The 21,313-nt window shown below is 69.0% G+C and carries 16 protein-coding genes; 13 read left to right on the top strand and 3 right to left on the bottom strand.

The genetic code is table 11. The features are described 5' to 3' along the window. Positions 1–45: 45 nt before the first annotated feature. From AB4Y80_RS12220 to AB4Y80_RS12185, 8 genes are all read left to right on the top strand, one after another. Positions 46–663 carry a TetR family transcriptional regulator gene (locus AB4Y80_RS12220; RefSeq protein WP_442214456.1) on the top strand — a complete coding sequence of 206 codons (618 nt, stop codon included), beginning with the start codon at positions 46–48 and terminating at the stop codon, positions 661–663. A 50-nt stretch (positions 664–713) separates the two neighbouring features. Further along, positions 714–3,398: an MMPL family transporter gene (locus AB4Y80_RS12215; RefSeq protein WP_442214454.1), complete on the top strand. Its 2,685-nt coding sequence runs from the start codon at positions 714–716 to the stop codon at positions 3,396–3,398. 186 nt (positions 3,399–3,584) lie between these two features. Further along, the gene (locus tag AB4Y80_RS12210; RefSeq protein ID WP_442214453.1) at positions 3,585–4,052 is read left to right on the top strand and encodes a hypothetical protein; all 468 of its coding nucleotides are present in this window, start codon (positions 3,585–3,587) and stop codon (positions 4,050–4,052) included. A gap of 104 nt (positions 4,053–4,156) precedes the next feature. Then, positions 4,157–5,437, top strand: a complete 1,281-nt coding sequence (locus AB4Y80_RS12205) for a transcriptional regulator (RefSeq protein WP_442214452.1) — start codon at positions 4,157–4,159, stop codon at positions 5,435–5,437. Between the two features lie 88 nt (positions 5,438–5,525). After that, positions 5,526–7,049 (top strand): acetaldehyde dehydrogenase ExaC, encoded by a 1,524-nt coding sequence (gene exaC / locus AB4Y80_RS12200; protein WP_442214450.1) that lies wholly within the window; start codon positions 5,526–5,528, stop codon positions 7,047–7,049. An 82-nt stretch (positions 7,050–7,131) separates the two neighbouring features. Further along, positions 7,132–7,542: a DUF779 domain-containing protein gene (locus AB4Y80_RS12195; RefSeq protein ID WP_442214448.1), complete on the top strand. Its 411-nt coding sequence runs from the start codon at positions 7,132–7,134 to the stop codon at positions 7,540–7,542. A gap of 292 nt (positions 7,543–7,834) precedes the next feature. Beyond that, the gene (locus AB4Y80_RS12190) at positions 7,835–8,452 is read left to right on the top strand and encodes a Maf family protein (RefSeq protein WP_442214447.1); all 618 of its coding nucleotides are present in this window, start codon (positions 7,835–7,837) and stop codon (positions 8,450–8,452) included. Between the two features lie 335 nt (positions 8,453–8,787). Next, positions 8,788–10,566, top strand: coding sequence for an acetyl/propionyl/methylcrotonyl-CoA carboxylase subunit alpha (locus AB4Y80_RS12185; RefSeq protein WP_442214446.1), 1,779 nt, complete (start codon positions 8,788–8,790; stop codon positions 10,564–10,566). 82 nt (positions 10,567–10,648) lie between these two features. On the opposite strand, the gene AB4Y80_RS12180 is transcribed toward AB4Y80_RS12185, so the two are convergent. After that, positions 10,649–11,989 carry an NAD(P)H-quinone dehydrogenase gene (locus tag AB4Y80_RS12180; RefSeq protein ID WP_442214504.1) on the bottom strand — a complete coding sequence of 447 codons (1,341 nt, stop codon included), beginning with the start codon at positions 11,987–11,989 and terminating at the stop codon, positions 10,649–10,651. Between the two features lie 173 nt (positions 11,990–12,162). Between AB4Y80_RS12180 and AB4Y80_RS12175 the strand changes: the two genes are divergently transcribed. The 4 genes from AB4Y80_RS12175 to AB4Y80_RS12160 all read left to right on the top strand — a co-directional run bounded on the left by AB4Y80_RS12175 (position 12,163) and on the right by AB4Y80_RS12160 (position 15,959). After that, positions 12,163–12,984, top strand: a complete 822-nt coding sequence (locus AB4Y80_RS12175) for a purine-nucleoside phosphorylase (RefSeq protein WP_442214445.1) — start codon at positions 12,163–12,165, stop codon at positions 12,982–12,984. Between the two features lie 109 nt (positions 12,985–13,093). Further along, positions 13,094–14,869, top strand: a complete 1,776-nt coding sequence (locus tag AB4Y80_RS12170) for a phospho-sugar mutase (protein WP_442214503.1) — start codon at positions 13,094–13,096, stop codon at positions 14,867–14,869. A 74-nt stretch (positions 14,870–14,943) separates the two neighbouring features. Further along, positions 14,944–15,651, top strand: coding sequence for a deoxyribose-phosphate aldolase (gene deoC, locus AB4Y80_RS12165; RefSeq protein WP_442214444.1), 708 nt, complete (start codon positions 14,944–14,946; stop codon positions 15,649–15,651). 83 nt (positions 15,652–15,734) lie between these two features. Continuing rightward, complete coding sequence (locus tag AB4Y80_RS12160; RefSeq protein ID WP_442214443.1) at positions 15,735–15,959, top strand: hypothetical protein; 225 nt, start codon at positions 15,735–15,737, stop codon at positions 15,957–15,959. 86 nt (positions 15,960–16,045) lie between these two features. On the opposite strand, the gene mfd is transcribed toward AB4Y80_RS12160, so the two are convergent. After that, positions 16,046–19,690 carry a transcription-repair coupling factor gene (gene mfd, locus AB4Y80_RS12155; RefSeq protein WP_442214442.1) on the bottom strand — a complete coding sequence of 1,215 codons (3,645 nt, stop codon included), beginning with the start codon at positions 19,688–19,690 and terminating at the stop codon, positions 16,046–16,048. 176 nt (positions 19,691–19,866) lie between these two features. Here mfd and AB4Y80_RS12150 point away from each other — a divergent pair, with 176 nt between their 5' ends. Then, on the top strand, positions 19,867–20,370 hold the full coding sequence (locus AB4Y80_RS12150) for a DUF2505 domain-containing protein (RefSeq protein ID WP_442214440.1): 504 nt from the start codon (positions 19,867–19,869) through the stop codon (positions 20,368–20,370). A 138-nt stretch (positions 20,371–20,508) separates the two neighbouring features. On the opposite strand, the gene AB4Y80_RS12145 is transcribed toward AB4Y80_RS12150, so the two are convergent. Continuing rightward, the gene (locus AB4Y80_RS12145) at positions 20,509–21,303 is read right to left on the bottom strand and encodes a response regulator transcription factor (protein ID WP_442214502.1); all 795 of its coding nucleotides are present in this window, start codon (positions 21,301–21,303) and stop codon (positions 20,509–20,511) included. Between the last annotated feature and the right edge of the window lie 10 nt (positions 21,304–21,313).

Genomic DNA, 21,313 nt, shown 5'->3' with positions numbered 1-21,313 from the left:
GAATTTAACTTGCATAAAGTGCAAACTTGCACTTAGTGTAAAGGCATGAGCATCCCTTCCGGCACCGTCCCGTCGCGCCGCGAACTGAACAAGGCCGCCACCCGGGACGCCATCGCCGCCGCCGCCCTCGATTTCCTGCGAACCCGCAAATTCAGCGAGTTCACGGTCGACGACGTCGCCGCCGCCGCCGGCGTGTCCCGGCGCACCTTCTTCAACTATTACCCGTCCATGGAAGCGGCCGTGGCCAGCTTCACCCAGCGCTACCTCGACTCGGTGATCACCGAACTGGAAGCGCGACCACTGGATGAACCCCTCCTGGAATCGGCGCAGATTGCACTGACCGCCGTCGACAGCCCGGACCACCTGGCCGCACTGGCGGAGACCTTCACCCTGACCCAGGACCCCCAGCTGGGCCGCTTCCAACTCCAGGCGTGGGAGGACTGCAGCGTAAAGATCACCGAGGTCGCCCGGCACCGCCTGCCCGAGACCACCGACGAACTGTACATCCATGCCCTGGTGGGCGCCGTCGTCGGCAGTTGCCGTGCCGCCTTCCAGGTGTGGTTCCGCGAGCACGGGACCGACACCTCCCCCGCCTCCCTGGCCCACCTGCACCGGCTCTTGGGCAGCACCATCTCCCTGGTCCGCAACGGCTTCCAAAACTAACCTCCAGGCTCCGCCCCGCCCGCGCCCGCATTCACCACAAAGGACAACTCATGGCTCTCTGGCTTTACCGACTCGGCCGTTTTTCGGCCCACCGAGCATGGCTGGTGATCGCCGCCTGGGCGGTCATTATTGGCCTGGTGGGCGGCGCCGCGGCGCTGTTCATGGGGCCCATGTCCAACAACTTCCAGATTCCGGGCACCGAGACGCAGCAAATGGCGGACAAGCTCAAGGCCGATCTCCCGGCCGCCTCGGGAGGCTCGGGCTCGGTGGTGTTCACCAGCACCAACGGCGAGAAGTTCACGCCCGCCCAGGAGAAGGCCATCACGGCCGCCCTGAAGAAGGTGCTGAGCGTCCCGAGCGTCAAGGGCGTCATCGACCCGTTCGCAACCGCCGCCACCGTGGCCAAGGGCCAGGCCACCATCACCGAGGGCAAGACGAAGCTGGCCGACGGCGCGGCGCGGTTGACGGCCGCCAAGACGGCCCTCGACGCCTCCGCGCAGCAGCTGGCCGACGCCAAGGCCCAACTTGACGCCGGAAAGGCCCAGCTGGATGCCCAGCGGGCCCAGCTGGCGGGCGTGCCCGCCGGCTCCCCGCAGGCCGCCGCGGGCGCCGCGCAACTCGCCGCGGCCCAGGCACGCCTTGATGCCGGCCAGGCCCAATGGCAGGCCGGGCAGGACAAATACACGGTGGGCAAGGCTAAGTACGACGCCGGCGTCGCCGAGCTCGCGGTGAGCAAGGCAGAGCTTGCCACCGGCGAGCGCACGGCCCAGGCGGCGTCGGGCCTGAAATTCGTCTCCGGGAACGGCAAGGCGGCGATAGTCCAGATCCAGTTCACCGAATCGATGAACGCCGTGGCGCCGGCCAACCGCAAGCTGGTCCAGGACACCCTGAACTCGCTCGACGGCAGCGGCGTGCGCGTATCCTTCAGCAAGGACATCACCGAGGACGTCTCGGCGCTCTTTGGCCTCGCCGAGGTGGTCGGCATCGCGGTGGCGGCCGCCGTGCTGATCATCATGCTGGGCACGCTGATCGCCGCCGGGCTCCCCCTGCTGATGGCCGTCATCGGGGTGGGCATCGGCGTGGGCGGGACCATGGCGCTCACCGGTGTCATCGAGATGTCCACCATCTCGCCCATGCTGGCCCTCATGCTGGGCCTGGCCGTGGGCATTGACTACTCCTTGTTCATCGTCAACCGGCACCGCCAGCAGCTGCTCGCCGGGGCGGAGCTGCGCGAATCCATCGCCAAGGCCACGGGAACGTCCGGCAACGCCGTCCTGTTCGCCGGACTGACCGTCGTCATTGCCCTGGCGGCGCTGTCCGTGACCGGCCTGCCGTTCCTGTCGGTCCTGGGCCTGGCCGCGGCGGCCACCGTGGCGGTGGCCGTGCTGATCGCCCTGACGCTGACACCGGCCCTCCTGTCACTGCTGGGCCGCCGCGTGATCTCCCGGCGGGCCTGGGCAAAGAATGCGACGCTGCGGGCGGCCCGGGACGCCGAACGCCAACCGGACGGCACCACCCTGTCGGCCGAGCAGCTCAAGGCCGCCGACGAGGCCAGGGACATCAGGCACAGCCGCCGCGGCTGGGGCGCCCTGGTGACCAGGCACCCCGTGCTGGCCGTGGTTGCCGCGGTGGCGGCGCTGGCCATCGTCGCCATCCCGGCGGCGGACCTGCGGCTGGCCCTGCCCGACGGCGGCTCCGAGCCCGTGGAATCCAGCGCCTACCAGGCCTACTCCCTCACCGGGGAGAACTTCGGGGAGGGCATGAACGGACCCATCGTGGTGGTCGGCTCGCTGCCGGCCGGGCTGGACAAGGCGAGCGCCACCACCTTGAACCTTGACGTGGCCGACCAGCTGCGCCGGGTTCCCAACGTCCAGGCCGTGGTGCCCGCCGCGGTGAGCGAGGACTTCCGCACGGCCGTGTACCAGATCATCCCGGCGCAGGGACCGGCGAGCGCCGGCACGGTCCAGGTGGTGCATGACCTGCGGGCCGAAGGGGCGGCCATCGCGGCCAAGCACCACGTCACGATCGGGCTGACCGGGCAGACGGCCGCCAACGTCGACGTCTCCGCCAAGTTGGGGGCGGCCTTGCCGCCCTACCTGGCCATCGTCGTCGGACTGTCCCTGATCCTGCTGATTCTGGTGTTTCGCTCCATCCTGGTTCCGATCCTGGCGACCGCCGGCTTCCTGCTGTCCCTGGTAGCGGCCTTTGGCGGCGTGGTGGCCGTGTACCAATGGGGCTGGCTGGGGGGCATCTTTGACGTCGCCAACCCGGGTGCCGTGCTGAGCTTCCTGCCCATCATCCTGATCGGCGTGTTGTTCGGCCTGGCCATGGACTACCAGGTGTTCATCGCCTCCGGCATGCGCGAGGCGTTTGTCCACGGGCAGAACGCCAAACAGGCGGTGCGCACCGGGTTCTCCCATGCGGCCCCCGTGGTCACGGCCGCGGCGATCATCATGACGAGCGTGTTTTCCGGGTTCATCTTCTCCCATCTGACCATGGTGCGCCCGCTCGGTTTCGCGCTGGCGTTCGGCGTGCTGATCGATGCATTCCTGGTGCGTATGACCATCATCCCCGCCGCCATGCACCTGTTGGGCCGCTCCGCCTGGTGGATCCCGAAATGGTTGAACAAGTTCCTCCCGGATGTGGATGTGGAGGGCGCAAAGCTCGATTCCCGGCCGGAGAAGGCAGCCCCGGCGCCCGAGCTCGCCGCACCGAACCAAGTCCAGGCAGGATAGCCGGAGTCGGGCCGGCCTTCAGTGCAGCGCGGGCCGGCGCGGGCGAGGGATTGCATTCAACCCCTCGACCCCGCTCCCGGTAGTCCCCGGGGTCCTTCGGGTGGTCGTTTTGCGACCATATACAGGCGCCCCCGGGACTGCCACAATGGGATCTCAACGCCCCATCAAGGTGCCGGGAGGAAGATCGTGAGTGAGGACCCGCAGGCCCGCCAGGAACTCTCCGCACACATAATACAGCGCCGATCCAGCATTCTGGCGTTTCTTCGCGACGCGCGGCCGCGCCGAAACCGGCTCATCAACATCAGCATCTTTGGCAGCGCCCTCGCCGCCGTCCTCACGGTCGGACCCGCCGTGGGCGGCACACGGTTCACCGGCGCCGTCCAGGGCATCTTTTCGCTGCACGACGATTCGATCGTCTGGCGAGTGCTGTGCCTGGCCGCCGTGCTGCTGTCCCTGGCGGCGGCGCTGGCAACCAACCTGGCCAACTCCCACGCCGTGGCCGCCCAAGTCACCGCGGCCGAGGCGTGCAGCGCCGAATTGGACGGTCTCGTCTCGGCCCTGGCCTTCGGGCACCTGCCCACGGACAACGCCGTCGAGCTGTACCGCCAGTACGTGGCGAAGGTGTCCTTCATTGACGATGCACCGCGGCACTAGCCGCACGCCGCCGGGGGATACACTGTGAAACAGCGCACACCCCCGGCATCGAGCGGGCCCGGGCCGGTGCCCGCTCCGCCGACATCCGTGGTTTGGGAGAGTTCATGTCCTCGACGCAGCACCTGCTGGACCGGTTCCGCCCCGATCGGCTGCGCCCCCTGGTGCGTGAATCCTGGCAACGCTCCCTGACCAGTCAACCCTCCCCGGTTGCCGCCACCCCTCCGATCGTGTGGGAACGCCGCGAGCTTGTCGACATCCGGGGCAACCACCCGCTCGCCGCGATCATGCCCGTGATCCAGCGGCTGCTTGTGCTGCCCAGCCACGACACCGGGCTGCTCATCGCCGTGGGCGACGAACACGGCCGGCTGCTGTGGGTGGAAGGTGATGCCGCGGCCCGGCGCCACGGCGAGGACATCAACTTCACCACGGGCACGGATTGGTCCGAGGCCGCCGTGGGCACCAGCGCCCCCGGCACGGCCCTGGTCCTGGGTCGAAGCGTGCAAATCATGGGCGCGGAACACTTCAACCCGGCCGTGCATTCCTGGAGCTGCACCGCCGTCCCGGTCCACGACCCGGACTCCGGGGGCATTCTGGGCATCGTGGACATCACCGGCGGCGCCAACGCCGTCGGCGCCAACACGCTGTCCCTGGTCCAGGCCACGGTCGCCGCCGCCGAGGCCCAGCTGCGCATCCAGCGCCTGGAATACCTGGCCGGCGCCCGCCGCGGCCCGGCGACAATGAGCACGGCCACAACGGGCACGGCCAGGACGGGCACGCCCAAGAGCGGCGCGCGACCCCTGTACCGCGACAGCCTGCAGGTCCTGGGGCGCGACCAGGGCGTGCTGCACATTGCCGGCGCCGCCGTGACGCTCAGCGAACGGCATACCGAGATCCTCACCATGCTGGCCCTGCACCCGGGCGGGCTCAGCGCGGAGGAGCTCAGCGACATGGTATACCCGGACGGCACGTCACTGACCAGCATCCGGGCCGAAATGGTGCGCCTGCGCCGGCTCCTGCACCAACACGACCCCAGCCTGGTCCCCGAGTCCCGGCCGTACCGGCTCCCCCGGACCCTGGTGGTGGACGCCGAACAGGTCCTGAACTACCTCCACCGCGGCGCCCACCGGCTGGCCCTGGGCATCTACCGCGGCGAGGTCCTGCCCCGGTCCCAGGCGCCGGAGATCGCGGCCCTGCGCACCCGGGTGGGCCTGCTGTTGCGCGAGGCCATCCTCAGCGACGCCAGCCCGGACGTGGTGCTGGCCTACCTCCAGCTGCCCGAGGCCGCAGACGACGCCGAGGCCTGGCACTGTGCCCTTCGCCTGCTGCCGCCGCGCTCACCCAGGCGGGCGGCCGTCGTCGCCCATCTGGAGGCCCGGCAGGGCTAAGGCGCCCATGCAACGTGGTTGCAACGTAGCTCCCCGTACGCTTCAGGGCAAGGACGCCGATGTCCCCCAGCGCAAAGGAGTTTAGGCAATGACTGTTTATGCACAGCCCGGCCAGCCCGGTTCGAAAATCACGTTCAAGGACCGCTACGAGAACTGGATTGGCGGCGAATGGGTGGCCCCCGTCAAGGGCCGGTATTTTGAGAACATCTCCCCCGTCACCGGCAAGCCGTTTTGTGAGGTGGCCCGCGGCACGGCCGAGGACATCGAGCTGGCCCTGGATGCCGCGCACAAGGTGGCCCCGGGGTGGGGCGCCACGTCGCCCACGGAGCGCGCGGCGGTGCTGAACAAGATCGCCGATCGCATCGATGCGAACGTGGAACTGCTGGCGGTCGCCGAAACCTGGGACAACGGCAAGGCCGTGCGGGAAACCCTCAACGCCGACATTCCGCTCGCGGCCGACCACTTCCGCTACTTCGCCTCGGTGGTCCGCGCCCAGGAGGGCCGTCTCACCCAGCTGGACGAGAACACCACCGCCTATCACTACCATGAGCCGCTCGGGGTGGTGGGGCAGATCATCCCCTGGAACTTCCCCATCCTGATGGCCGTGTGGAAGTTGGCGCCGGCACTCGCGGCGGGCAACGCCGTCGTGCTTAAGCCGGCCGAACAGACTCCCGCCTCCATCCTGGTGCTGATGGAACTGATCGCCGACATCCTGCCGGCCGGCGTCGTCAATGTCGTGAACGGCTTCGGCGTGGAGGCCGGCAAGCCGCTGGCCTCCAGCAAGCGCATCCGCAAGATCGCGTTCACCGGTGAGACCACCACGGGCCGGCTCATCAGCCAATATGCCAGCCAGAACCTGATTCCCGTCACGCTGGAACTTGGCGGCAAGAGCCCGAACATCTTCTTTGCCGATGTGGCGGACCACAATGACGCGTTCTACGACAAGGCGCTGGAGGGCTTCACGCTGTACGCCTTCAACCAGGGCGAGGTGTGCACGTGCCCGTCGCGGGCGCTGGTGCAGGGGTCCATCTATGACTCCTTCATGGCGGACGCGATTGCCCGGACCGAAAAGATCATTCAGGGCAACCCGCTGGACACGGAGACGCAGATGGGTGCGCAGGCCTCCAACGACCAGCTGGAGAAGATCCTCTCCTACATGGACATCGGCACGCAGGAGGGCGCCCGGCTGCTCACCGGCGGCGGGCGCAAGATCCTGCCCGGGGACCTCGCGGAGGGCTACTACGTCCAGCCCACCATCTTCGAGGGCACCAACGACATGCGCATTTTCCAGGAGGAGATCTTCGGCCCCGTCCTGGCGGTGACCAGGTTTGACGACTACGCCGACGCCCTGCACATCGCCAACGACACCCTCTACGGCCTCGGCGCCGGCGTCTGGTCCCGCAACGGCAACACCGCCTACCGGGCCGGGCGCGAGATCCAGGCCGGACGTGTGTGGGTCAACAACTTCCATGCCTACCCGGCCGGGGCGGCGTTTGGCGGCTACAAGTCCTCCGGCATCGGCCGGGAGAACCACGCCATGATGCTGGACCACTACCAGCAGACCAAAAACCTGCTGGTCAGCTACAGCGAAGACAAGCTCGGCTTCTTCTAGGCCGGCCCTTTGGCGCACGTGCGCCGGGCACCCGCTTCGGGTTCCCGGCGCATGGGCGCCCCACAGTGAATCGAGCAAGGACATGAAAGATATTTTGGATTCCGCCGTCACCATCGCCGGGGAGACGTCCTCCCGGGTGGCACTGTCAGGGACGGCGGTTGAATTGTTGCAAAAACTCTGGGGCATGCATGGGCCCCTGATGTTTCACCAGTCCGGCGGCTGTTGCGACGGCTCCTCCCCCATGTGCTACCCGGCGGGCGAATTCCTGACCGCGGAGGCCGACATCCTGCTCGGAGTCTTCGAGCTGCCGGAGTGCGGGCCGCTGGAGTTTTGGATGTCGCGCGAACAATTCAACTACTGGTCCCACACCCACCTGACCGTGGATGTCGTGGCCGGACGCGGCGGCGGATTCTCGCTGGAATCACCCGAGGGCCGGCGGTTCCTCATCCGTTCCCGGCTGGTCGACGGGTTCGTTCCCGCCGGTCCCGCCTAGCCGAGCGCCGCGGAGCCTCGCCTCTACTTCCGTGAGCGCTGCCATTTCTGGACCACCACTGCAACAACTGCCAACACAATGGCTCCGGCCATGGCGATTTCCATAGTTCCATCCCTTGCTAAGAATTGGTGCGGACGACACGTTCATGGGCTGGCGCCAGGGATGAACGGGTCCCTCCTTCCAGCATAGGCGCGAACCGCCCGTCACCGGCCCGCCGCGACGGCGGGCCGTGCGGGCGGCCGTGGGCGCCGCCCTATCCGCGGCACTCGTTGCGGGCCCGTAGGCTGGAACCATGACGCCCGACGCCCACCTGATCCTTGCCTCCGCCTCCCCCGCCCGCACCAAACTGCTCACCGACGCCGGCATCACCCACCGGGTCATGGTCTCCGACGTTAACGAGGACGCCGCCACTGCCGCAGCCGGGCCCCGCACCCCCGCCGAGACCGCCCTGCTGCTGGCCCGGGCCAAGGCGGAGGCCGTCGCCGCCGCCGTCTCAACCGGGCTGGTCCTGGGCTGCGACTCCGTGTTCGAACTCTCCGGGGTCCCCTACGGCAAGCCGTGGGAGCCCGAGGTGGCCCGCGCGCGCTGGCGCCAAATGCGCGGCGCCTCCGGCGTGCTGCACACCGGCCATTGGCTGATTTCCCTGGACGACGCCGGCACGCCCGTCGCGCACGGGGAGGTCACCAGTGCGGTGGTCCGCTTTGAGGATGTGACCGACGCCGAGATCGACGCGTATGTCGCCACCGGCGAACCGCTGCAGGTGGCCGGCGGGTTCACCATCGACGGCCTGGCCGGGGCCTTCATCAGCGGCGTCGACGGCGACCCGCACACGGTGGTGGGGCTCTCGATCTCCACGCTGCGCCGGCTCTTGGCCAAAATGGGCGTCTCCATCACGGAGCTGTGGGCATAGCCCCGCCATCGGGCGCCGGGCCCGCCGCGGGTTCGGCGCATGGCGGAAGAATCGTTCCGCCGGGCGCCGCACTCGCCGCGAGTTTTGCGCCCGCGGCCCACTGGCGCAAAACTCGTGCCGGGTTCACCGCATAAGGTCATCGAAACAACGTCCCTGCCGTTGCGTCCCGCGCCCAGGCCGCGGCGGGACCGGCAGGGAACGGCCCACCCGCCCAAGACGTCCCATTTGTAGGATCCCCACAAAAGAACCACGCATCACACGCGGAAACAGCATGCTATCTGGGCCAAATCCTCACAACCGCGTTAGAGTCGCAGGAAGAATAGAAGGAGTTTCGTGTGACCAACTCACAGCCGCTTACCAAAGTCCTGATCGCCAATCGCGGTGAAATTGCCGTCCGCATCATCCGGGCGGCCCGCGACGAGGGCATTGCCTCCGTGGCTGTGTATGCCGACCCGGACCGGGAAGCCCTGCATGTGCGCATGGCCGGCGAAGCTTTTGCCTTGGGCGGGACCACCGCGGCGGACTCCTACCTGGTCATGGAGAAGATTCTCGACGCCGCCCACAAGTCCGGCGCCGACGCCGTCCACCCCGGTTACGGCTTTCTGGCCGAAAACGCCGAGTTCGCCCAAAAGGTCATCGACGCCGGGCTGATCTGGATCGGCCCGTCCCCGGCCGCCATCGCCGCGCTGGGCGACAAGGTCCAGGCCCGCCACATCGCCGAAAAAGTGGGCGCCCCCCTGGTTCCGGGCACGAGGAACCCGGTGGCATCCACCCAGGAAGTCCTGGACTTTGCCGACGAGTTCGGCCTGCCGCTGGCCATCAAGGCCGCCTATGGTGGCGGCGGGCGCGGCATCAAGGTGGTCCGCAGCCGGGAGGAAATCCCCGAACTCTACGAATCCGCGGTGCGCGAGGCCGTTGCCGCTTTTGGCCGCGGCGAGTGCTTCGTCGAACGCTTCCTGGACGCGCCCCGCCACGTCGAGACCCAGTGCCTGGCGGACGCGGCGGGCAACGTCGTCGTCATTTCCACCCGCGACTGCTCGCTGCAGCGCCGCAATCAGAAACTGGTGGAGGAGGCCCCCGCACCGTTCCTGACGGTGGCGCAAAACGCCCAGCTCTACGCGGCATCCAAGGCCATCCTGACCGAGGCGAAGTATCAGGGAGCCGGCACCTGCGAATTCTTGGTCGGCACCGACGGCACCATCTCCTTCCTGGAGGTCAACACGCGCCTGCAGGTGGAGCACACCGTCTCCGAGGAGGTCACCGGCATCGACCTGGTCCGCGAGCAGTTTCGCCTCGCCCGCGGCGAGGACATCGGCTACCCCGACCCGGAAATCCGCGGACACTCCCTTGAATTCCGCATCAACGGCGAGGACCCCGGCCGGGGCTTCATGCCCGCCCCCGGCACCGTCACAACCATGACGCTGCCCACCGGCCCCGGCATCCGGGTCGACTCCGGCATCCAGGTGGGCGAGGTCATCGGCGGCAACTTCGACTCCATGCTGGCCAAGCTGGTCGTCACCGGCGCCACCCGCCGCCAGGCGCTGCAGCGGGCCGGGCGGGCCTTGGCCGAGATGGAAATCGGCGGCATCCCCACCGTCCTGCCCTTTGACCGGGCCGTCGTCACCGACCCCGCATTCGCCCCCGCGGGCGAGGAGGCGTTCAGCATCCACACCCGCTGGATCGAGACCGAGTTCAACAACACCATCCCCGCCCAGGCGTTGACGCCGGCCGCGTCCACGGACGACGCCGGCCCCCGCCAAAGCGTGACCGTCGAGGTGGGCGGCAAGCGGCTTGAGGTGACGCTGCCGGCGTCGTTGGCGGCCAACCGCGAGCGGTCCGCGGCCAAGAAGGCGAAGAAGTCCGGTCGCAGCCGCAGTGCCGGACCGGCCGCGGCGAACGGCAACTCACTCACCTCCCCCATGCAGGGCACCATCGTCAAGGTTGCCGTGGCCGACGGCGACGTGGTGGCCGAGGGCGACCTCATCGTGGTGCTGGAGGCCATGAAGATGGAACAGCCGCTGACGGCCCACCGCTCCGGCACCGTGACCGGCCTCGGCGCGGCCGCCGGGGACACCGTCGCCGCCGGCGCCGTCCTGGCCACCATCGAGGACTGACCCGCACTAGATGTCGAAAAACCCCGAATTCTCGGGGTTTTTCGACATCTAGTGCGGGGCAGTTGCCCAGGAAGCGGGGGCCCTACATGTGCACGTGCAGGCGGCGGGCGGCCTCGGAGATGGAGCCGGAGAGTGACGGGTAGACGGTGAACGTGTTGGCGACGTCGTCCACATGCAATTTCTGCGTCACGGCCAGGGCGATCGGGAAGATCAGCTCACACGCCCCGGCACCCACCACCACCCCGCCAATGACGGTGCCGGAACCCTTGCGGGCAATGATCTTGATGAAGCCGTCGTCCACGTTGCGCATCTTGGCCCGGGCATTCGTGTGCAGCGACAGCTTCACCACGTCGCCCTGGTACTTGCCGGAGTCCAGGTCGGCCTCGGAGACGCCCACGGAGGCGATTTCCGGGGAGGTGAAGATGTTGGAGGAGACCTGGTTGAGCTTGAGCGGGCGCACCCCGTCGCCGCCCAGGTGGGCGACCGCGATGCGGCCCTGCATGGCCGCCACGGAGGCCAGCGCAAACACGCCGGTGCAGTCGCCGGCGGCGTAGACGTTGGGGGCGCTGGTACGGGAGACGCCGTCGACCTTGATGTGGCCGCTGGGGGTCAGCTCGACGCCGGCCGCCTCCAGGCCAATGCCGGACGTGTTCGGGATGGACCCGACGCAGACCAGGCAGTGCGTGCCGGTGACCTTGCTGCCGTCGCCCAGGGTGACCACCACGCCGTCGGGAGTGCGCTCCACGGCCTCGGCCCGCGACTGGGAGAGCACGCGCAGGCCGCGACGGGCAAAGACGTCCTCCAGCACGGCGGCGGCATCGGAGTCCTCCCCGGGCAGCACCTGCTCCCGGCTGGAAATCAGCGTGACCTTTGAGCCGAGGCCGTTGAATGCGGAGGCAAACTCGGCGCCGGTCACCCCGGACCCCACCACGATGAGTTCCTTGGGCAGTTCCTCAAGGTCGTAGATCTGGGTCCAGTTCAGGATGCGTTCGCCGTCGGGCCGGGCCGTGGGCAGCTCGCGCGGGTGGGCGCCGACGGCCACCAGCACGGCGTCGGCCTTCACGATCTCCACGGACTCGCCGCGGTCCACCTCGATGGTGCGGTTATCCAGCAACCTGCCCGTGCCGATGATGATGCGCACGCCCAGGGACTCCAGGCCGGCGCGGATATCCGTGGACTGTTCCCGGGCCAGGCGCAGCAGGCGCTGGTTGACCTTCGAGAGGTCCGCGTGCACGGCCGTCTTGGGGTCTCCGTCGGCGGCGTTGAAGCTCACGCCCAGCTCGGCGGAGTCCACGCTGCGATTCATCGATTCGGCCGTGGCGATGAGGGTCTTGGACGGCACGACGTCGGTCAGCACGGCCGAGCCGCCCAGCCCGGTCCGTTCGATCACGGTGACCTGGGCGCCCATGGACGCCGCCACCATCGCGGCCTCGTAACCGCCGGGGCCGCCACCGAGGATGGCAAGGCTGGGCACGGCAAAGGGCTGGAATGCATCTTGATGGCTCGTCACAGTTGTTCATTCTCGCCTATCCTGACCCCGGCACCAAGTTGCCCGCGCGCATGGCCGGGCCCGGGCGGAGCCGGTATGTTGGTTCCGTGACCACTGCAGAGCATCCCGCCGCCGCCGAACCCACCCAACTAGCCAACGCCGCCGCCGCGCACATCGCCCGGAGCACCGGGGTCGAACGCCATGACCTTGCCCTCGTCTTGGGTTCCGGCTGGGGTGAGGCGGCCGGCCTCATCGGTGAGATCACCGCCGTCGTCAACGCCGCGGACGTCCCCGGGTTCTCGGCCCCCGCCGTCGAGGGGCACGTGGGCACGCTCACCTCCATCCGCACCCCGGACGGGAAGAACGTGCTGGTGCTCGGCTCGCGCACACACTTTTACGAGGGCAAGGGCGTGAGGGCCGTGGTGCACGGGGTGCGCACGGCCGCGGCCACGGGTGCCCGGACCGTGGTGCTGACCAACGGCTGCGGCGGGCTCAACGAGGCCTGGGCGCCGGGCACGCCGGTGCTGATCAGCGACCACATCAACCTCACCGCCGCCTCCCCCCTGGAGGGTGCCACGTTCGTGGACCTGACGGACCTATACTCCGAGCGGCTGCGCGCCGTGGCCCGCGCGGTGGACCCCACCCTGGCGGAGGGCGTCTATGCCCAGTTCACCGGCCCGCACTACGAGACCCCGGCCGAGGTCCAGTACGCCAAGCGGATCGGCGCGGACCTGGTGGGGATGTCCACCGCCCTGGAGGCCATCGCCGCGCGGGCGGCGGGCCTGGAGGTTTTCGGCATCTCGCTGGTGACCAACCTGGCCGCCGGCATCAGCCCCGTCCCGCTCAGCCACGCCGAGGTGATCGAGGCCGGGCAGGCCGCCGGTCCGCGCATCTCCCGGCTGCTCGCGGACATCATCGCCAAGATGTAGGCCCACCTGCCCCCGCCGAGGTAGCCGGTCCGCGCCGAGAGTCTCCCGCATGTGGGCGGGTCTCGGCGCGGACCGGCTACCTGAGGGCTGGGGCTGCCGCTAGATTGGTCTGGTGACCCTTTCCTACGACGCCGTCCTGCGCACCGCCGCGGCCTGGGCCGCCAACGACCCCGACGCCGCCACCGCCACAGCCCTGCGAGCGCTCGTTGAGTCCGCCGCCACGGAAGTGCCGGCGGCAGCGGAGCTTGCGGACTGCTTTGCCGGCGGCCTGCAGTTCGGCACGGCCGGGCTGCGGGCCGTCATGGGGCCCGGCCCGAACCGGATGAACCGGGTGGTGGTGCGGCGCGCCGCCGCGGGCGTGGCCGCGCACCTGCTGCACCTGGCCGGGGCGGGCGAACCGCGGACGGACGACGCCGGCGGATATGTCCCCCGCGCCGTGGTGGGCTTTGACGCCCGGCACAACTCGGAAATCTTTGCCCGCGAGACGGCCGCAATATTCGTCGCGGCGGGCATCCGGACCTTCCTGCTGCCGGCGGCGCTGCCCACCCCGGTGCTGGCGTACGCCGTGCGGGCGCTGGACTGCGAGGCGGGCGTCATGGTGACGGCCAGCCACAACCCGCCCCGGGACAACGGGTACAAGGTGTACCTGGGCGGCCGCGCGGTTGCCGCCGAGGCCCGGGGCGTGCAGATCGTGGCCCCGCACGACTCCCAGATCGCCGCGCGCATTGACGCGGTGTCCGCCACGGAATCCGCGGGCGACACCGGCAACATCCCCCTGGCGCCGGACGGCTGGACCGTGCTCGGCGAGGACATCGTCTCCGGCTACCGTAGGGCCGTGGGTGCCCTGGCCGACCCGCAAGGGTTCCCGGCCCGGGGGCTGCGGATCGTGCACACCTCCATGCACGGGGTGGGGAACGACACCGCCGTGCGCGTGCTCCACGATGCCGGCTTCACGGACGTTCACGTGGTCCCCGAACAGGCGGCCCCAGACCCGGATTTTCCCACCGTGGCCTTCCCCAACCCGGAGGAACCCGGCGCCATGGACCTGGCATTCGCGCTGGCCGGGAAGGTGGGTGCCGACGTCGTGCTCGCCAACGATCCCGATGCCGACCGGGCCGCCGTCGGCATCCCGGACGCGGCCACGGGGGCGTGGCGCAAGCTGCACGGCGACGAGGTGGGCGCCCTGCTCGGCGCGCATCTGGCGGCCCGCGGCGGGCGGGCGGGCAAGCATGCGCCGTCGGGCGGGCCGGTGTTCGCGAACTCGATCGTCTCCAGCAGGCTGCTGGCCGGGATTGCCCAGGCCGCAGGTTTTAGGCACGTGCTCACGCTGACCGGTTTCAAATGGATTTCCCGCGTCCCGGGCCTCACCTTCGGGTATGAGGAGGCGCTGGGCTACTGCGTGGCGCCGGAGGTGGTGCGGGACAAGGACGGCATGTCCGCCGGGCTGCTGGTGGCGGAGCTGGCGGCCTCGCTCAAGGCGCGGGGCCGGTCCCTGCAGGACGCCCTCGACGACCTGGCGCTGGCCCACGGGCTGCACGCCAGCAGCCAGCTGAGCATCCGCGTGGACCAGCCGGCGGATCTGGCGGCCATGATGGCGGGGCTGCGTGCCGCCCCGCCTGCCGCCTTTGGCGGTTCCGCCGTGGCACGGTTCACCGATCTGTCGGTGGGAACGGCGGACCTGCCGGCCACCGACGGCTTGATGTACCTGACGGCGAACGATACCCGGGTCATTGTCCGTCCCAGCGGCACCGAACCGAAGCTCAAGTGCTACCTGGAAGTGATCGTTCCCGTCGCGGACCGCAGCCGGCTCGACGCCGCCAAGGCCGAGGCGGCGCGGGCCCTGGCCGCTGTTGCCTCGGACGTCCGGGCAGCCCTGGGTCAATAGCGGATGTCGGGCTGCCGCCGTCCGCGCCGGTGTGACACCATGGGGGCAAGACCTCATCACAGGAAGGCCGCACCATGACCCCGCATGCCCCGTCCGCACCCCAGGATGCCCACTCCGGGCTCGCCGCATACATCGATCACACGCTCCTGAAGCCGGAAGCGTCCGAGGCCGACATCCTGCGCCTGTGCCGGGAAGCGGCCGACCACCATTTCAAGTCGGTGTGCGTCAACCCGGTCTGGGTCAAGACCGCCAACCGGGCCCTGCTGGGCACCGGGGTGCTCACCTGCACCGTCATCGGCTTCCCCCTGGGCGCGCACAATACCGACGTCAAGGTCTTCGAGGCCCGCGGCGCCACCATGGACGGCGCCGACGAGGTGGACATGGTCATCAACATCGCCGCCGCCCGGGCCCTGGACAAGGAATCCCTGGTCTCGGACATTTCCGCCGTCGCCGAGGTGGTGCACGCGGAGGATTCGCTGCTGAAGGTCATCATTGAAACGTCCCTGCTCAGTGACGCCGAGAAGATCCTCGCCTGCCAGGCGGCCGTTGAGGCGGGCGCCGATTACGTCAAGACCTCCACCGGCTTCAACGGCGGCGGTGCCACCGCATCCGACGTCGCACTCATGCGTCAAACCGTGGGACCGGACCTCGGGGTCAAGGCCTCCGGCGGCGTGCGCACCCTGGAAGCCGCACAGGAGATGATCGCCGCCGGGGCCACCCGCATCGGCACCAGTTCCGGCATTGCCATCGTCACCGGCGGCGCGGGCACGAGCGCCTACTAATCCGTACTAAGATCGTGGGTAGATAAGAGCGCCGGCATGCCGGTGCACCCACCCAGCTCCCCGTCCCGGGGTAAGGAGGAACCGTGTCCAACGGCAGTTACCGTCGCGAAAACAACCTGGCCCAGTCCGTGGTCTTGTTCGTCATTTTCTTCGGTCTATTCATTGGCGGCATTTTCGCCATGTCCTACTGGAGCTTGGAAAGCTTCGCCCACGCCTTTGTCCCCGGCGGCATCGCCTTTGGCCTAGTATTCCTGGCCCTGGTGATTCCGATGACGTGGATCGGCCGCTCGGACTCCGCCGGCGAGTAGCCCCACCCGCGAACTGACCCGCACTAAACGTCGAAAATCGCCGCGAAATCGGGATTTTTCGACATCTAGTGCGGGTCAGTTGCGATTTAACCGGCGGGGGCGGGGACGGGCTCGAAGATGGCCTCGAGCACGCCCTCGGACCAGGTGAGGATCTCGGCGTCGGCCAGGTCCCGGCCACCGATCCGGGCCGTCTTGGGCTTGGGGATGAGCACGGCGTTCAGCGCCGGCTTCACCAGGGAGCCCGGGTACATGCGGTTCAGGCGCATCACCTTGGATTCGGGCAGCTCGGCCGGGGCGAACTTGATGAAGTTGCCCTGCATGGCGACGTCAGAGAGGCCGGCGGCCCGGGCGTGCACCTTGAACCTGGCCACCGCGATCAGGTTCGCCACGGCCGCCGGCGGCTCTCCGTAGCGGTCGGTCAGCTCGGCCAGGACCTCCTCGATGCCCGCGAGCGTGTCGGCGGCCGCCAGCTTCCGGTAGGCCTCCAGGCGCAGCCGCTCCCCCGGCACGTAGTCGTGCGGCAGGTGCGCGTTGATGGGCAGCTCAATCTTCATCTCCGCCGCCCGTTCCTCACCGTCGCCGCGGTATTCGGCCACGGCCTCCCCCACCAGGCGGATGTACAGGTCAAAGCCGACGCCCTGGATGTGCCCGGACTGCTCCCCGCCCAGCAGGTTGCCGGCGCCGCGGATCTCCAGGTCCTTCATGGCCAGCGCCATGCCGGCGCCGAGCTCGTTGTGCGCGGCCACCGCCTTCAGCCGCTCCAGCGCCACCTCGCCCAGCGGCTTGTCCGCCGGGTACAGGAAATACGCGTACGCGCGTTCCCGGCCGCGGCCCACCCGCCCGCGCAGCTGGTGCAGCTGGGACAGCCCGTAGTTGTTGGCCTGCTCGACAATCAAGGTATTGGCGTTGGAGATGTCCAGCCCGGTTTCAATGATGGTGGTGCACACCAGCACGTCAAAGCGCTTCTCCCAAAAGTCCACGATAATCTGCTCCAGCCGGGACTCGCTCATCTGCCCGTGCGCCACGGCCACCCGGGCGTCCGGCACCAGCTGTTGGATGTGCGCCGCGGTCCGCTCAATGGACTTAACCCGGTTGTGCACATAAAAAACCTGGCCCTCGCGCATGAGCTCGCGCCGGATCGCGGCGGCCACCTGCTTGTCCGTGTACCCGCCCACATAGGTCAGGACCGGGTGGCGCTCCTCCGGGGGCGTGGCCAGCGTGGACGTTTCACGGATGCCGGTCATGGACATCTCCAGCGTGCGCGGGATGGGCGTGGCACTCATGGCCAGGACGTCCACGTTGGTGCGCATCTTCTTCAGCGCCTCCTTGTGCTCCACGCCAAAGCGCTGTTCCTCGTCCACGATCACCAGGCCCAGGTCCTTGAACGCAAAGTCCGCCGACAGCAGCCGGTGCGTGCCGATCACCACGTCCACCGACCCGGTCCTCACCCCCTCGATGATTTCCTTGGATTCCTTGGCGGTCTGGAAGCGTGAGAGCGGCTGGACCCGGATCGGGAAGCCGGAGAAGCGTTCGTTGAAGGTTTCATAGTGCTGTTGCGCCAGCAGCGTGGTGGGCACCAGCACGGCCACCTGCTTGCCGTCCTGGACGGCCTTGAACGCGGCCCGCACGGCGATCTCGGTCTTGCCGTAGCCGACGTCGCCGGAGATCAGCCGGTCCATGGGCACTTCCTTCTCCATGTCGGCCTTGACCTCGTTGATGGCCGTGAGCTGGTCCGGCGTCTCCACATACGGGAACGCCTCCTCCAGCTCGGCCTGCCACGGCGTGTCCGGCCCGAAGGCGTGCCCCCTGCTGGCCATCCGCGCCGAGTACAGGCGGATCAGCTCCCCGGCAATCTCCTTGACGGCCTTGCGCGCCCTGCCTTTGGTGGCCGCCCAGTCGGAGCCGCCCATCTTGGACAACGACGGCGCGTCCCCGCCCACGTACGCCGTCACCTGGTCAAGCTGGTCGGTGGGCACAAACAGCTTGTCCCCCGGCGCCCCCCGCTTGGACGGCGCATATTCCAGGACCAGGTATTCGCGCAACCCCACCCCGGCGCCCGAGCCAGCCGAGACCTTCCGCTGGATAAGTTCGACAAACCTGCCCACGCCGTGCTGTTCGTGGACCACGTAGTCCCCGGCGCGCAGCTGGAGGGGGTCGACGGCGTTGCGGCGTTTGGAGGGCAGCTTGCGCATGTCCCTGGTGGAGACCGCGGAGGAGCGCCCCAGCAGGTCCGCCTCGGTCAGCAGGCCCAGCTTGAGCGAGTCCAGCACGAAGCCGCGCCCGACGTCCGCGGTGGTGACCTCGATGATGCCCGGCTGCGGGGCGGCGGTCAGGGACTCCACGCGCGACGCCGGGATGTTGGCTTCGTGGAACAGCTCGGCCAGGCGCTGGGCCGGGCCGGGCCCCTCGGTGGCCACGACGACCCGCCACTGGTCCCTGACGCGGGAACCAATGAACTCCATCATCTCCGCCACGTCGCCGCGGTAGCCGCGGGGTTCGCGCGCGTGCAAGTTGATGACGTCAACGTCCGCCAGCAGGTCCTCATCCTGGGTCAGCGAGTTGATGGACCACCAGCTCACCCCGTGAGCCAGGGCCGCCTCTCGGGTTTCGGTGAGCGACTTGAACCCGGCGGAGGCCAGGTCGATGCCCTGCGAGGCGAGGTCCAGGGGGGCGTCGCCGCCGTCGGACGCGGACGACCAGGCGGCCTCCAAAAATTCCTCGTTGGTGGACTCGAGGTCGTGGGCCCGGGCCCGGACCTTTTCCGGCTCCAGCACCACGGCCACGGACCCGGCCGGGAACAGCGAGGTCAGCGCCACCATGCCGTCCACCAGGGCGGGGGCCAGCGATTCCATCCCTTCCACGGCAATGCCGCCGGCGATCTTCTCCAGCATGGCCGCGGCGGCCGGCATGCTGTTCTTCAATTTCGCGGCCCGGCCCATGACGGTGGGAGTGATGAGGATCTCCCGGCACGGCGGCGCGTACAGCTCGGTGGGGTGCGCGTACTTGTCGGTGGCCGTGCCCTTCGCGGCCAGGGAGCGCTGGTCGGCCACGGAGAACCAACGCATCGCCTCCACCTCGTCGCCAAAGAACTCGATCCGCAGCGGGTGGTTTTCGGTCGGGGGGAAAACGTCCAGGATGCCGCCGCGGACGGCAAATTCGCCGCGGTGGGTCACCATGTCCACGCGCGCATAGGCGGCATCGGCCAGGCGCGTCACAAGCTCGGTGAACGGCACCTCCTGGCCCACCTTGACACGGACCGGCACCAGCTCGCCCAGCCCGGCCACAATCGGCTGGACCACCGCGCGAATGGGGGCGACGACGACGCGCAGGTGAGTCCCGGCGTCGTACTCCGGGTGGGCCAGGCGGCGCAGCACGGCCAGGCGCCGGCCCACCGTGTCCGAGCGCGGCGACAGGCGCTCGTGCGGAAGGGTCTCCCAGCTGGGGAATTCGGCCACCGCCTCGGCGGGCAGGTAGGAGCGCAGGGCGGCCACGGTGTCCTCGGCCTCGCGGCCGGTGGCGGTGACGGCCAGCACGACGCCGGTGCGCCCCTCGAGCGCGTCGGCCGCGGCCAGGCCGTCGGCGACCTCGGCCAGGATCACCGGGCGCATCCCGGAGGGGGCGCCGAATTGCAGGTCCGTGCTGCGCTGGGCGTGTTCGACCGCCGCCTGGCTGCGGACCCTGGCGAAAATGGGATCCTCGGAAAGGACGGTGCGCAGACCTTCTAGACTCATGGGTGGCTCTCTCCTTGGCGCATGGTGGCGGCCCGCAGCCGGTGTGACCGGTGCTTGAACAACACGAAAGCCCGGAATTCGAAGTGAACGCCGGGGACCGCCCCAGTTTACTCCGGCGCCGGGACCCAAGGTATCCTTCAAACTTGCCCAAACCCTGCCCGACCCATGGAGGAATCATGACTCTCAGCGCCTCAACCACCCTTTCCGCACCCGTCCAGCGTGTGACGGACGTGTTCGCGGATGAGGAATTCGCCCGGCACGCCAGCTTCACCGTGGGCGGGGAATTGAAGTCCTTTGAGATCAGCGGCGCCACCACCGGTGCGTTCACCACCAAGAGCGTGCGCACGCTGCCCACCACGCGCATGCCGGACATCGCCCGAAAGGTTGTGGGCTCCGCCCTGACGGTCACGCAGGAGGAATCGTGGACGGCCCCGGACGCTGACGGCGCCCGGGTGAACACCATCAAGCTCTCCGTGGCCGGCGCGCCGCTGGACGTGACGGCCGTGCAGAAACTCACGGCCGCCGACGGCGCCACGCTGGTGGAGCTGACCGGTGAGGTCACCTCCGCCATCCCATTCCTGGGCGCCAAGATCGCCTCCGCCGCCGAACCCGTGATTGGCCGCGCCCTGAACCTGCAGGCCACGCTGGCCCAGCAGTGGCTGGACACGCACGCCGGCTAATCCGGCCCGCCGAAACAGACCCCGCCCCGCGAAACAGACCCCGCCCCGCGAAACAGGTGTGAGCCAGCCACGTTTTCGCGGGGCAGGGTCTGCCACGCGGGGCACGGTCTGCCGCACGGGCGTGGGAGGGCCTGGGGATCAGTCGAGCAGCTGGTAGCCGACGCCGCGCACGGTCCTGATCCACCGCGGCGAGCGGGGATCGTCGCCGAGCTTGCGGCGCAGGTTGGCCACGTGCACCTCGATGGTGCGCTCGTCCGAGTCGTTGATGCCGCCGCCGGCTTCGCAGCTTCCGCCCCTGAGCCGGCGCACCAGCTCGGCCTTGGTGCGGACCCGTCTGCCGCTTTCCATCAGGGCCAGCAGCAGGTCGAATTCTGTGCGGGTCAGTGGCACTTCCGTCCCGTCCACCTCGGCGATGCGGGAGGCGCCGTTGAGCAGCAGTCCACCGCTGACCAGGGTGCCGGGCAGGTCCCTTACCGCCGTCGCAGCCGTCACCGTCCGGGCCGTCCGGACGCTCCCGTCGCCACTTGCCGCGCCGGTTTCCGCGTGGCCGGGTTCGGCGTTGTGGCGCGGCCGGCGCAGCATGGCCCGAACCCTGGCCCGCAGTTCGCGGGGCCGAAACGGCTTGGTCAGGTAGTCGTCGGCTCCCGTCTCGAGTCCGAGCAGGGTGTTAAGTTCGTCCGCGCGCGCGGTAAGCATGATGATGTAGCTGTCACTGAACAGCCTGATGCGCCGGGCAACCTCAAGGCCGTCAATGTCAGGGAGCCCCAGGTCCAAGGTGACGACGGCGGGGTTGTACCGCCGGACCATTTCAACCCCGGTCGCGCCGTGCTCCGCCGAGTGGACGTCGAATCCGGCCTGGCTGAGAACCACGCCGATCAGTTCGCGAATGTCCGGCTCGTCCTCGATCACGACGGCACTGTGAGGGTTGTCCATCATTGCTCCT

The organism is Specibacter sp. RAF43, assembly GCF_052114065.1.
Lineage (GTDB): Bacteria > Actinomycetota > Actinomycetes > Actinomycetales > Micrococcaceae > Specibacter.
The sequence above is the reverse complement of the archived record's forward strand: the minus strand, read 5'-3'. Positions and strand labels throughout refer to the sequence as shown.